Below are 12658 nucleotides of genomic sequence, written 5' to 3' on the forward strand. Positions count from 1 at the left end.
CTCACAACCGGCACGAAGCGCAGCACGGCGAAAGCCCTCTCTCCCCCGCTCCCCCCTGGGCAGTACGGTGTCGTCCATGCGCCCCGACACTCCTGCCGAGAACGTCGACCACACCTCCGAAGCGGCCCGCCTGGAGCGGACCGCCCGCTCATGCCGCAGACCACAGACCACAGACGAGAGACCACAGCCGGCGGTCGGCGTCGGCTGTGGCGTCTAGATCGTCACGCCGTCGATCTGCAGCGTCTGTACGGCGCCCGCCGCGAACGGGACCGCCACCGACTTGCCGCTCAGGAACGTGTCCGAGTACGCGCGGTAGCGGTCGCTGCCGCCCGACGTGTGGGTGTTCCAGCGGGGGACCAGGCCGTTCGTGCCGCCGGTCACCGTTGTGAAGCGGGAGAGGTCGAAGGTGAGGGTCTGGGCCGAGGTCGACGTGTTGATCGCGACGATCACCAGGCGGCGGGCCGTCGCGTCGTAGGCCGCCGCCGTGTAGCTGGAGCCCGCGTCCAGGATCGTCATTCCGGGGCGGATGTGGCGGCTGAACTGGGCCATCACGTAGTACTTGGTCTGGACTGTCGTCGGTTGGAGCGTGTTCGCGTCGTACGCGATCATCGCCCAGCCCGCCGTCGGGTCCATCACCTGCCAGTAGACCCACGCCGTGGGGTGCAGCCAGCGGAAGTCGTAGCAGAGGTTCCGGGCGAGGGTCCAGCCCGTGCCGTCGCTGTCGCCCGTCTCCGAGTTCCAGAGTTTCTTGCCGGACGTGGTGACCACGTCCGTGTAGAGGAGGTCCCTTCGGCCGCCCGCGCCCTGGTAGCCGTGGACGTTCACCTGGTTCACCAGGGCCTTCGTCGACGAGCTGAAGGAGCTCCACGTCGAGCGGGCCGTGTCGTAGTTCGTCTCGTCGGAGGCCGAGATACGGACGGACGTCAGGCCTCGCTTGTCCAACTCGCTGCGCATGTACGGGAGTACGGCGGCCTGGACCGCCGGGTCCATGTGGCAGCCCTCCTGGGTGCCGGTCGCCGTCCACCACGTCGACGCCGGCTCGTTGAAGGGGTCGACCGTCGCGAAGTTCACGCCCCAGTTGTTCTTGGCGTAGAGGGCCACCGCCGCCAGGTGGGAGGCGTGCTGGCGGTAGTTCCAGGACTGGAGGTTGTTGCCGCCGTCGGCCGCGCCCGAGGGGTTGTGGTTCAGACACATCCACCACATGGGGGAGTTGGCGAAGAGCTCGGTGGTCGCGCCTCGTGCCACCGCCTTGCTGAGGGCCGCGCGCTGGTTCGCGTCCGCCGTCCAGTCCCAGGCCGAGGAGGTCGGGTCCTCGTTGTTCCAGTCCTGCCAGAAGCCCTCGATCTGCTTGAAGGCGGGGATGTTCGGCGATTCGACCATGGTCTCGCCGCCCACGCTGTTCCAGCTGCACGCGCCCAGGTTGTAGCGGGCGATGTTCATGCCCAGGCCGGGGAGCGCGGTGCCGTTGTACGTCGTCGTCTTGGTGGTGAACCAGAGGTCGGCGAAGTCGTCCCGGGCGCCGAAGACGTTCGCCCACCAGGCGAGCGAGGTGCCCCAGCCCTCCCAGGTGCCGTACTTCGTCGCGGGGTTGATCGCGACGGTCGCGTCCGCGTGGGCGGTGCCGGTACCGAGGGCGGTACCCGCGAGCGCACCGCCGGCCGCCGCCAGCAGGGCCCGTCGGCCGAACGCCGGGGGTCTGTCCTTGGGGCTCTCGGGTGTGGGTGGTGATGCCGTCATGTCAGCTCCGGGGGATGCGGGTGCCGAGGTCATTGCAGATGGGGACACGGACGGCCGCGGGGGTGGGGGCCCGTGGGGAGCGGTCGTCCTACGGAAGGGTCAGGTGTGAATGGTGAGGTTGTCGAGAGTTCTGACACCCTTTTTTCGGATTTCTTTCAAGGGTTATGAGAAGGGTAGATAGAAGCACCGGGCCGCCTGCGCCCCCGAGGCCACCTCCACGGACCACCTCGTACTGTGGGGAGAGCTGTGCTCGGTGCGGCTCGGATGAGAGCATGTGTGCGAACAGCCACGAGACCGCCGCCGTGGGACACGAGACCGCCGCCGCAGGAGAGGAGAAGCCATGATCAGGAGTTGGGTCGGGCTGCGGCCCGCCGCCATGCTTCTGCTGCTCCTCTTCGAGGTCGCGCTCCTCGACACCGGCACCCTCTCCGCCGCCGTCGCCTGCGCGGCCACCGCCGCGGCCGGGTCGGCGTTCGCCGCCTGCGCGGTCATCGCCTCGCACTGCGCACCCGTCGTACTGCGTACGCGCGTGCGGACGGCGATACGGGAACGTGAGCGCCGTACGGCGTTCCTGCCGCAACGGGATCCCGACGCACGCGGCCGTACGCGCCCCCGGGCGCCCGGACGTGCCCTCCTGACGGTCACCGCGTAGGGCACTCCCCCAGCTGTCCTGGTCACAGCTGTCCCGGTCTCCGGACCTGTGCCCCCGCGTGGGCCGTCGCGCCAAGTTCTTCTCTCCGGTCGTCCGACCTCGGGCGTTCCGGATGACCACCGGCCGACGAGACCCTGGAGGGCTCACACCCATGTCCGTATTCGCCGACCTTGTCGCTCGCCTCGCCGAGCTGCTGGAGCCGCTGTTCCACGCCTCGGCGACGGCTGCCGCGATCGTTCTGTTCACCGCGTTCGTACGACTGCTCGTGCACCCCCTGTCCCGGGCGTCGGCGCGGGGGCAGCGGGCGCGGGTGGCGTTGCAGCCGCAGATCGCGGAGCTGCGGAAGAAGCACGCCAAGGACCCCAAGGAGCTGCAGAAGGCGGTGCTGGAACTGCACAAGCAGGAGAAGGTGTCGCCGCTGTCCGGATGCCTGCCCAGCCTCTGCCAGCTGCCCGCCTTCTTCCTCCTCTACCACCTGTTCTCCAACACGACGATCGGCGGGGAGGCGAACGAGTTGCTCACCCATCAGCTGTTCGCGGCGCCGCTCGGCAACCGGTGGGCCGACGCGCTGGGCGAGGGCGGAGTGTTCGGGGCGCAGGGGCTCGTCTACGTCGGGCTGTTCGTGATCGTCGCCGGGGTCGCGGCCTTCAACTTCCGGCGTACGAAGTTGATGATGGCCGCGAATCCCCTGGGCGCTGCGGGGGTCGCCGGTGTGCCGGGGGCCGGTGGGGACGAGAAGGTGCCCGGGATGGCGGAGAGCATGGCCACGGTCAGCAAGCTGATGCCGTTCATGTCCTTCCTCACACTGCTGACCGTGGCCGTGGTGCCGCTGGCGGCGGCCCTGTACGTCGTGACCAGTACGACGTGGAGTGCGGTGGAGCGGGCGTTCCTGTACCCGGTGACCCCGGCGGCGCCTTCGGCTTCGGCCGCGTCTGCGAAGTAGGTTGAGAAGCGCCTGAGGGGTGGGGGCTGAGGTTCGTCGGCCAAGGGGCCGGTGCTCGGCGCAGGCTCCGGCGGGGTTCAGCGGTCGGCGGTGCCCGGGGGGACAATCCAGCGGGTGGGCTGGCCCGTGATGGAGGCGATGGTGTCGTAGTCGCCGTCGTAGTGGAGCACGGTGGCGCGATGACGCTCGGCCGTGGCGGCGATCAGTAGATCGGCCATCGACAGTGAACGGTGGATGCCGCGGGCGAGCGCTTCGCGCTGGACCGTGAGTGCACGGTCCCAGACGTCGTCGGGGGTCGGCAGCAGTTCGAAGCCGAACAACAGCAGGCGGATCCGCTCGCCGTCAGCCTTGTTGCGCGCGCTGTAGATCAACTCCCACTCGACCGGAGCACAGATGGCCAGCAGACCGCGCTCGTCCAACTCGTCCAACACATCGGCAACTGCGCTTTGGTTCCAACGGGCGAGTGCGGACTTGTCGGCCAGAAACCGCTGGGTCACGCGGCGGCTCCACCTGTGTCCGAGGTGCCGTCCATGTCCTTTGGGCCGGTCGAGGTGATGATCTCGCTGAAGTCGAGTTCGCCGCTCTTGACCGCCTCGGCGAACTCGCGCCGCAGGTGGCGCTTGACCGCGTCCTCCATCGCCATGCGGACCGCCTTGGCCTTTATCGTCGTGCCATAGATACGCATGGCTTCGGCGACCATCTGGTCATCGAGATCAATTACGGTGCGAGACATGGCTGGGCCCTTCCGGAGATCGGCGCTACACCGCAACGATATCGCTCTCCGGGATGAACCGATATCAAATGGTGGGGCGATCAGATGGGCACCGCCACGCCCTCGCGCGCCGACCTCCGTGCCGCCTCCAGTACGTCCAGCGTGGCCGCCGCCTCGTACGCCGTCACCGGGTTGTCGCCGGTGCCGCGCAACGCCGCCGCCACGGCCGCGTAGTACGCCGGGTAGTCGCCCGGGAGGGTGGGGACACCGCGGCGGCCGGCGGCTGTGAGGAGGGACTCGTCGGCGCCCACCCGGCCCCACAGGGACTCGGGCTCCAGGCCCCAGGGGGTGCCGGGCTTGGGGCGTTCGCCCTCGCGCAGGGCCGCTTCCTGGGGGTCCAGGCCGTACTTCGTGTAGCCCGCCTTGGATCCCCACACCTGGAAGCGCGGGGCGAGTTGGGGGGCTACGGCGGAGACGTAGAGGTGGGAGCGGACGCCGCTTTCGTGGGTGAGGGCGATGAACGTGTCGTCGTCCGTCTCGGCGCCGGGGCGGCGGAGGTCGGACTCGGCGTACACGAGGGTCGCGGGGCCGAAGAGGGTGAGGGCCTGGTCGACGACATGGCTGCCCAGGTCGTAGAGGAGGCCCCCGATCTCCGCGGGGTCGCCGGACTCGCGCCAGCCGCCCTTGAGCTGGGGGCGCCAGCGTTCGAAGCGGGACTCGAAGCGGCGGACCTCGCCCAGCTCGCCCTCGGCGAGCAGCTTGCGGAGGGTCAGGAAGTCGTTGTCCCAGCGGCGGTTCTGGAAGACGGAGAGGAGCAGGCCGCGGGAGTCCGCGAGGGCCGCCAGCTCGCGCGCCTCGGCCGCCGTACCGGCGATGGGCTTGTCGACGACGACCGCGAGGCCCGCCTCCAGGGCGGCGGTCGCGATCGGTACGTGCGTCTTGTTCGGCGAGGCCACCACGACCAGGTCCAGCTCGTCCGCACGGGCCCACAGCTCGTCCGCCGTGGCCACCGGCCGTACCTCCGGGAACTCGGCGCGGGCCTGCGCCTGCCGCTCCGGGTTCGAGGTGACGACCGTGTCGAGGGCCAGGCCCTCCGTCGCGGCGATCAGCGGGGCGTGGAAGACCGAGCCCGCGAGGCCGTAGCCGACCAGGGCGACGCGGAGGGAGGAGGAGGGCGCGTTCGTGCCGGTGGTGGTGCCTGTCATGGTGTCCACTTAAGCAACGCTGTTGCCAAAGTGCAAGGGCGGGACAATAGGGGCGTGAACGGCAACGTGAACGGCAACGGCAACGGGCGTACCGGCGGAGTGTCCGGCGTGAACATCCTCGCGTTGCGCAGCCACAACGGCGCGTTGGTGCTGGATCTGCTGCGGACCGCCGGGGCGGCCGGGATAAGCCGGCTTGAGCTGGCCGAGCGTACGGGGCTCACCCCGCAGGCCGTCAGCAAGATCACCGCTCGGCTGCGGGCGGACGGGCTGGTGGCGGAGGCGGGGCAGCGGGCGTCCACCGGGGGGAAGCCGCGGACCGTGCTGCGGCTCGTGCCCGACGCCGGGCACGCGGTCGGGCTGCACCTGGATCGCGATGAGCTGATCGCCGTGCTCTGCGATCTGACCGGGGCGGTGGTCGCCGAGCGGCGCGCCGCGCTGTCTCTGGGGGCCGGGGCGGACGCCGTCATCGAGGGGGCGGCTCGGGCGGTGTGGGGGGTGTTGACGGGCGCGGGGGCTGGTTCCGGTTTCGGTGCGGGTGCGGGTGCGGGTGCGGGTGCGGGTGCCGGTGCTGGTACGGGGACGACTGGCGCCGTCGGGGCCGGGGCCGGTGCCGGGGCCGGGCCCGAGGGCGTGGTGGCCGGTCCCTCCTCCGGGCCTGCCTTCGGAGCGGCCCCCTCCCTCCCCGTTCTCGGCGTCGGCGTGGCTCTCCCCGGGCCGCTGGACCATCTGCACGGCGTGCTGCATCGGGTCACCGGGTTTCCCGAGTGGGAGGGGTTTCCGTTGCGGGCGACGCTCGCTCGGCGGCTGGGGATGCCGGTGGTCGTGGACAAGGACACCAACGCGGCGGCCCTCGGGCTGGCGGCGATCGCGGGGACGCACGGGTCGTTCGCGTACATCCATCTCGGTACGGGACTGGGGGCCGGGTTGGTGATCGGGGGGACGGTGCACCGGGGGGCCCGGACCCGGGCCGGGGAGTTCGGGCATCAGGTGGTGCAGCTGAACGGGCCGTTGTGCGGATGCGGCAACCGGGGGTGTATCGAGGCGCTGTGCCTCGCGGCGGTGGCCCGGGGGGACGTGGAGGAGGCCGCCCGGGTGCTCGGCGCGGGGGCCGCGAACCTTGTGGGGTTGCTCGACATCGAGCTCGTGCTGCTCGGGGGGCGGACGGTCGAGGCCCAGCCCGAGGTGTTCGTACGGGGGGTGGGGTCCGTGCTGGACGAGTGGGCCCGGCGGCAGGGGGAGGAGCCGGCGGTGCCCGTGCGGATCGCCCCCGGCGGTTCACGGGGTGTTGCGGAGGGGGCGGCCCAGTTGCTGCTGGCGCCGCTGTTCGGGCGGGCGGACGTGTAGCGCCGGACGCCTCGTCGCCGTTGAGGCGCCCGCTCACTTCGGGATCGGGTCGATGACGGCCGGGTCGGGTCGCGGGTTCCAGATGTCGGCGTAACAGCCGCCCATCATTTCCGAGAGGTGCGTGTGATCCGGCTGCCGAGCCACTGTTACGCGCCGCTGGTCTTCTTTGGCCAGCCGAGGCGAACGGCCTCGGAAAGGATCCGGAACAGGGTCCGAGACCAGATCAAGGAGCCATCATGTCCGCAACCGAGACGGAGACGCCGGGGATGCCGGAGACGGCGCACGAGACGCGGCGCGGCCCGGCCCGTCCGCGGGGCCGCGCCCGGCGGGTCGCGATTCCGGCACTGCTGCTCAGCCTCACGGTCGGCGGCCTCGGCCTGGCGTCCACCGCGCACGCGGCCGAGTGCAGTGAGGGAGGCGGGACCCCCATCGGCACCTGCCCGGCCCCCTCGAAGGACAAGGGCAAGGCCCCGATCAAGGGCGACTACCGGCACCCCGAGAAGCTGACCAAGGGCAAGATGCCGGCGCGGGCCGAGGACTACTGGGAGCGTCTGGGGTGGCCGAACTGGCGCGGCATCGGCGACCGTGACGCCTCCTGGCAGGTCGCGAGCTGGGTCGACCACCTCGGCAACCATCACCGCGAATGGATCGAGACGGGCGGTCGGTACTGGGACAACGGCAACTCGCTCCGGGACTTCATGAACCAGGGCGAGGCCGGACCGTCGTCGCGGAACTACCGGGGAACGTTCCAGGAGTACAACGCGCACATCTTCGACCACCGGCCCCAGTTCGGTGAGAAGACCTACAACGAGCGCTTCGTGCGGGCGATCAGCACCGGCGACCTGTGGGTCACGTACAACCACTACAAGAGCTTCAGCTACCTGGGCAAGTTCTAGGGTCGGCGCGCGAAGAACGCCTCGCGGGCACGCCGATCACGGCAACCTCGACCGAGTTCGGTCGCCGCCTGCCCGCGAGGCGCGCACCCCGGCCCCCCGAAAGGCGCTCCCCACTCCGCTGATCGAGCGGACTTCCGCCCCTGTCCCAGGCCCCCCGGGCGTGGCGGTCCCCGTCCCCCACCTCGGTTGTCAGAGTCATGTGTTCATGCGACTGTCGAATCGTCTGCCCCTTGCCCTCGCCACCGCAGCCGCCCTCGTCAACGGGCCCGACCCCGCACTCGCGGCGGCCGACGACCATGCCACCTGCACCGGTGCCGACAGCGGCACGTTCCCGATCCGCACCCGTATCAACGGGGGCCCCGCCAGTTACGTCGCCGGCGGCGGTTTCCGTACCTGGTCGTTGGAGCTCACCAACACCACCACCCGGCGCTGCGCGAACATCCACCCGGTGATCGTGCTGGCCGACGGGGCGCGGACGCTCAAGCGGACGCAGCCGCAGATGGAGTTCTACGAGGACGCCGACTCGACGACCTCCCGCCCCGTCACCTTCGAGAAGACCGACTCGGACGAACTCGTCGGGGTCATCGACGAGGACGGGGACGGCTTCAGCGTGCCGCCCGGCCGCACCCTCACCGTCAAGGTCCGCCTCTCCGTCACCTCCGACGCGGCCGTACCGAACGACGTCGTCGCCAAGGCGGCCGTCGTCGAGCGGCGGGGCGACGACAGCGAGTGGGTCGGGGAGTCGAACGACTACCACTTCCGGATCGTCGACGAAGAAGACGACGGTGGAGAGGGAGAGGGAGAGGGAGGGGGAGAGACCGAGACCGAAACCGAGACGGAGCCCGGGAGCGCAGAAGGGGCGGTCGGCGGCGGGGATCGGGACGAGGGTGGCGTACGGAGCGACGGGCCGTACGCCTCCGAGTTGGCCGGGACCGGGGTGGTCCGTGGTCTCCTGCCGTACGCGATCGGGCTGTTGGTCGTCTCCGTCGGCGGGCTGCTGGTGGTCCTCGCCCGGCGCAGGGCCCGGTGACCTGGTGGGGACGCCCGGGTGGGGCGGTCTCAGCCGCCAAGATCGGCCTCCTTTTTCCGGCCACCTCTCACTAGGGTTGGGCACGGACCCGGGCGTACGCATGTACGGACGTACGCCGGGAATCGACAGAGATCGACACAGGTCGGCAGGAGATCGCACATGGCAGAGCGCAAGCCCATCGAGTCGTGGCTCACCGACATGGACGGTGTGCTCATCCACGAGGGCGTGCCGATCCCCGGCGCCGAAGCCTTCATCAAGAAGCTGCGGGAGTCCGGCCGTCCCTTCCTGGTGCTCACCAACAACTCGATCTACACCGCCCGCGACCTGCACGCCCGCCTCTCCCGGATGGGTCTGGACGTACCCGTCGAGAACATCTGGACCTCCGCCCTCGCCACCGCCCAGTTCCTCGACGACCAGCGGCCCGGCGGCACCGCGTACGTCATAGGGGAGGCGGGGCTCACCACCGCCCTGCACGACATCGGGTACGTCCTCACCGACCACGACCCCGACTACGTCGTCCTCGGCGAGACCCGCACCTACTCCTTCGAGGCCATGACCAAGGCGGTACGGCTGATCAACGGCGGCGCCCGGTTCATCGCCACCAACCCCGACGAGACCGGACCGTCCACCGAGGGCCCGCTGCCCGCGACCGGCGCCGTGGCCGCGCTGATCACCAAGGCGACCGGCAAGCAGCCGTACTTCGCCGGCAAGCCGAACCCGCTGATGATGCGCACCGGCCTCAACGCGATCGGCGCCCACTCCGAGACCAGCGCGATGATCGGCGACCGTATGGACACCGACGTCCTCGCGGGCATCGAGGCCGGTATGGAGACCTTCCTCGTCCTCACCGGCCTGACCACCCCCGAGCAGGTCGAGATGTTCCCGTACCGCCCGTCGAAGGTCGTGAACTCGATCGCCGACCTGGTCGACCGCGTCTGAGCACCGGCGGCGACTGCGTCGAGCGTCAGTCGCATTTCTGTGCGCAAGCCGCACGAGCCGGTCCCGTAAACCCTCAGCCACCCAGACGGAGCAGTCGTCGGCCTCCCCGGATGCAGCCCGACCGCCGGCGCGGGAGTCTCAGGTGTCTGGAGGTTCACCATGGGCTCACTGCGACTCACTCTCTGTACCGGGGCGGTGGCCGCGGTCGCTCTGACCGTGTCGGCGTCCGCGGCGTGTACGGCCGATTCCGGAGACGTCTCGGTGGTGCCGACCGAGCCGACGCCCGGCAGCGACATCCAGGTGCGGGCCAGGGGCTGCGAGGGGAAGCAGGGCACCGCCGCGTCGAAGGCGTTCGTCGCGGACGCGCAGCTCACCGTGCTCGGCGGCAGGAGCGTCGGCACGCTGGCGGGGGAGACCCGTGTACGGTCCACGCTCGCACCGGGCACCTACGAGGTGCGTGTCTCCTGCGACGGCAAGGAGGACAAGGTCAAGGGCACGATCAAGGTCGGCGACGGGAAGTCGTCCACCGCCAGGCCCTCCCCCTCCAGGCCGCCCTTCGCCGAGCCGTTTCCCGTCAAGCCGCCACCCTCGAAACCGTCTCCTTCGAAACTGTCTCCCTCTCAGCACTCTTTCGCCAGGCCGCTTCCCTCCAGGTCCGCCGACGCCCCGCCGGCCGCCCCGCCGCCCACGGCTCCGGCCTCCCCGATCGCCCCGGTCCGCGCGGGCGGTGGCGGAGCAGCCGCCCAACCGGCCGCGAACCCGACCGACTTGGCGGACTCGGGTGACTTGACGGGCCTGGCCGACGCGATGGACGCAATGGACACGGCGGACTCGGACGCCGCGCGGGACGGCACGACCTCGCGCGATTCCGCCGACCCCGCGAACTCGATGGACGACGCCCGGCACACCGGTCCCGGCACCTCGCACACGGTGGTCGGGCTGGTCCTGGCCTCGGTCGCGGCGGTGGCCGTGGTGGCGCGCAGTGCGCGCCGGGGCCGCAGAGGCAAGTGAGGGGGCGCCTTGTCCAGCCGGGACTACTCCGACGACAGTGGATTCGGGTCCGGGACGCGGACCGCGAGCGGGACCGGCCGTCTCGCCACCGGTGTCGCCTGGGCCGTGCTGCTGCTCGGGCTGTGGCTGTGGGGGCGCGAGGCCACCGACGTACGGCACGGGATATCCGCGCCGGCCACGGGCGACGTGGCGGCGGTCGGGCGGCCCGCCCAGGCCGAACTTCCGCCTGCCCTGGAGCCGTTGAGGGCCGCCCGGCCCCAGCGGCTCGACATCCCCGCGATGGGCGTACAGGCACCGATCGTGCCGCGCGGCCTCGACGCGGACGGGGCGATCGACCCGCCGCCCTACGACCAGCCGGGCGTCGTCGGCTGGTACGCGCGCGGTGCGCGACCGGGCGCCACCGGGGTCGGGCTGCTCGTCGGACACAACGACACCGAGACCCGGCCCGCCGTCTTCTACAAGCTGAGCGCCCTGCGCGTCGGCGAGAGGATCAGGGTGGCCCGCTCCGACGGCACGCTCGCCGAGTTCACCGTGGACGACGTGCAGGTCCTCGGGCGGGACGACTTCGACGCCGAACAGGCCTACGGCGTACGGCAGCCCGGGCGCGCCGAACTGCGGCTCATCACCTGCGGCGGCACCTTCGACAAGAAGAGCCGCAGCTACACGGCGAACGTGGTCGTCTCCGCGTACCTCAGCGGGACGGGGCCGTGACGTCCCGACGGTTCGGGGCGCCCACACCCGGCCCGGTCGACGGCCCACTCCCCGGGAGCCGCCGACCGGGCCGGTCCTCGACCGCGCGCGCCCGGGCTGCGGGAGTGACCCGACGCGGCACGGGAGGTCCTGGAATCGCGACTGTAGAACGTGTGAACCCCCTTGGACCAGAGGGACTTTGACGCCAAGTCAGCGATCGGATCGGGCCCGCGCCGGACCGGTGACGGCCTGTGGGCGAGGGGGGAATTATGTCAGGATTGGGGCTTACGACACGGTGCACCCAAGGGGGAGTTGGATGTACGCCAGGAGGGGGGCCGGAGTGCGGGCGTCCGTGGCGGTGGCGGGGGCGGTACTGCTGCTGGTCGGCTGTTTCGGGGGAGACGGCGACGGTGAGGACGACCGGGCGTCGGACTCCGACATCACTCAACAGCCGAGCGACACGGACCCGTTCTGGGTCAATCCGGAGGGCAACGCGGCGGCACAGGTCGCCGCCTACGAGAAGGCCGGCAAGGACGAGGACGCCGAGCTGATCCGCAGGATCGCCGAACAGCCCACCGGCGAGTGGATCGGGCCGGAGAACCCCGAGGGGGAAGCCAGGGGTTTCACCGAGGCCGCGGCGAAGGCCGACCGGGACGCGATCCTCGTCCTCTACAACATCCCGCACCGCGACTGCGGCCAGTACTCCGGCGGCGGCGCGGCCGACGGCGACGCGTACCGGGCGTGGATCGACGGTGTGGTCAAGGGCATCGGGGACCGGCCGGCCACGGTCGTCCTGGAGCCCGACGCGGTGCTCCACGTGGTGGACGGCTGCACGCCGGGTGAGTTCCACGAGGAGCGGTACGACCTGCTCAAGGGTGCGATCGAGAAGCTGGGCGCGCTGAAGAACACGAAGGTGTACCTGGACGCGGGCAACGCCGGGTGGAGCGAGGCCGACAGGATCGCCGAGCCGCTCAAGTGGGCGGGCGTCGAGCAGGCCGACGGCTTCGCCGTCAACGTCTCGAACTTCTACACCACCGAGGACTCCATCGAGTACGGCAAACAGCTCTCCGCGAAGGTCGGCGGCAAGCCGTTCGTCATCGACACCAGCCGCAACGGCAACGGGCCGTGGACCGAGGGCGCCAAGGAGGAGCAGTGGTGCAACCCTCCGGGGCGCGCACTTGGCGAGTCGCCCACCACGGAGACGGCCGACCCCCTGGTGGACGCGTACCTGTGGGTCAAGCGGCCGGGGGAGTCGGACGGGGAGTGCAAGGGCGGGCCGAAGGCGGGGGAGTGGTGGCCGGAGTACGCGTTGGAGCTGGCCAAGGCGTCTGACTGAGGCGCCGGGCGCCTCATGGGGTGGGGGAGCCACCGCGAAAGGGGTGTCTTCGCCACCGAACTGCTCGCCGAGGTCCTCCGCCGGGCCCCGCTGGACCGGCTCGCGCCACTCTTCACCGCCCCCGAGCGCGCCGTACGCCGCTTCGTGTACCGCCTGGCGATCG

14 protein-coding genes are annotated in these 12658 nt (G+C 70.9%); 10 read left to right on the top strand and 4 right to left on the bottom strand.

Features of this window, described 5'->3' with window-relative positions; translation table 11 throughout:
* Nucleotides 1-76: 76 nt before the first annotated feature.
* Nucleotides 77-217: a hypothetical protein gene (locus tag STRIP9103_RS50350; protein ID WP_158696946.1), complete on the top strand. Its 141-nt coding sequence runs from the start codon at nucleotides 77-79 to the stop codon at nucleotides 215-217.
* Here STRIP9103_RS50350 and STRIP9103_RS39175 read toward each other — a convergent pair.
* On the bottom strand, nucleotides 214-1737 hold the full coding sequence (locus STRIP9103_RS39175; RefSeq protein WP_009337125.1) for a glycoside hydrolase: 1524 nt from the start codon (nucleotides 1735-1737) through the stop codon (nucleotides 214-216). The genes STRIP9103_RS50350 and STRIP9103_RS39175 overlap by 4 nt on opposite strands.
* A gap of 340 nt (nucleotides 1738-2077) precedes the next feature.
* On the opposite strand from STRIP9103_RS39175, the gene STRIP9103_RS39180 reads away from it, so the two are divergent.
* A complete protein-coding gene (locus STRIP9103_RS39180; RefSeq protein ID WP_009337142.1) occupies nucleotides 2078-2389 on the top strand; it encodes a DUF6412 domain-containing protein in 312 nt (103 codons plus the stop codon).
* Nucleotides 2390-2540: 151 nt separating this feature from the next.
* A complete protein-coding gene (locus STRIP9103_RS39185; RefSeq protein ID WP_048821802.1) occupies nucleotides 2541-3332 on the top strand; it encodes a YidC/Oxa1 family membrane protein insertase in 792 nt (263 codons plus the stop codon).
* A gap of 77 nt (nucleotides 3333-3409) precedes the next feature.
* Here STRIP9103_RS39185 and STRIP9103_RS39190 read toward each other — a convergent pair whose 3' ends face one another.
* From STRIP9103_RS39190 to STRIP9103_RS39200, 3 genes are all read right to left on the bottom strand, one after another.
* Nucleotides 3410-3829, bottom strand: a complete 420-nt coding sequence (locus tag STRIP9103_RS39190) for a PIN domain nuclease (protein ID WP_009337128.1) — start codon at nucleotides 3827-3829, stop codon at nucleotides 3410-3412.
* Nucleotides 3826-4065: a type II toxin-antitoxin system VapB family antitoxin gene (locus STRIP9103_RS39195; protein ID WP_048821803.1), complete on the bottom strand. Its 240-nt coding sequence runs from the start codon at nucleotides 4063-4065 to the stop codon at nucleotides 3826-3828. The genes STRIP9103_RS39190 and STRIP9103_RS39195 overlap by 4 nt, the downstream gene beginning before the upstream one ends.
* Nucleotides 4066-4145: 80 nt before the next feature.
* Nucleotides 4146-5249: a Gfo/Idh/MocA family protein gene (locus STRIP9103_RS39200; protein ID WP_048821804.1), complete on the bottom strand. Its 1104-nt coding sequence runs from the start codon at nucleotides 5247-5249 to the stop codon at nucleotides 4146-4148.
* Nucleotides 5250-5303: 54 nt separating this feature from the next.
* On the opposite strand from STRIP9103_RS39200, the gene STRIP9103_RS39205 reads away from it, so the two are divergent.
* The 7 genes from STRIP9103_RS39205 to STRIP9103_RS39235 all read left to right on the top strand — a co-directional run bounded on the left by STRIP9103_RS39205 (nucleotide 5304) and on the right by STRIP9103_RS39235 (nucleotide 12495).
* The gene (locus STRIP9103_RS39205; RefSeq protein ID WP_009337129.1) at nucleotides 5304-6593 is read left to right on the top strand and encodes an ROK family transcriptional regulator; all 1290 of its coding nucleotides are present in this window, start codon (nucleotides 5304-5306) and stop codon (nucleotides 6591-6593) included.
* 236 nt (nucleotides 6594-6829) lie between these two features.
* Nucleotides 6830-7489, top strand: coding sequence for a hypothetical protein (locus tag STRIP9103_RS50355; RefSeq protein ID WP_009337152.1), 660 nt, complete (start codon nucleotides 6830-6832; stop codon nucleotides 7487-7489).
* Nucleotides 7490-7694: 205 nt separating this feature from the next.
* The gene (locus STRIP9103_RS39215; protein WP_009337132.1) at nucleotides 7695-8519 is read left to right on the top strand and encodes a hypothetical protein; all 825 of its coding nucleotides are present in this window, start codon (nucleotides 7695-7697) and stop codon (nucleotides 8517-8519) included.
* A 159-nt stretch (nucleotides 8520-8678) separates the two neighbouring features.
* Nucleotides 8679-9458: an HAD-IIA family hydrolase gene (locus STRIP9103_RS39220; protein WP_009337131.1), complete on the top strand. Its 780-nt coding sequence runs from the start codon at nucleotides 8679-8681 to the stop codon at nucleotides 9456-9458.
* Nucleotides 9459-9617: 159 nt separating this feature from the next.
* Nucleotides 9618-10469, top strand: coding sequence for a hypothetical protein (locus tag STRIP9103_RS39225; protein WP_063747362.1), 852 nt, complete (start codon nucleotides 9618-9620; stop codon nucleotides 10467-10469).
* 9 nt (nucleotides 10470-10478) lie between these two features.
* Nucleotides 10479-11180: a class F sortase gene (locus STRIP9103_RS39230; protein WP_009337147.1), complete on the top strand. Its 702-nt coding sequence runs from the start codon at nucleotides 10479-10481 to the stop codon at nucleotides 11178-11180.
* Nucleotides 11181-11475: 295 nt separating this feature from the next.
* The gene (locus STRIP9103_RS39235; protein WP_048821805.1) at nucleotides 11476-12495 is read left to right on the top strand and encodes a glycoside hydrolase family 6 protein; all 1020 of its coding nucleotides are present in this window, start codon (nucleotides 11476-11478) and stop codon (nucleotides 12493-12495) included.
* Nucleotides 12496-12658 lie beyond the last annotated feature (163 nt).

Source organism: Streptomyces ipomoeae 91-03, from assembly GCF_000317595.1.
Lineage (GTDB): Bacteria > Actinomycetota > Actinomycetes > Streptomycetales > Streptomycetaceae > Streptomyces > Streptomyces ipomoeae.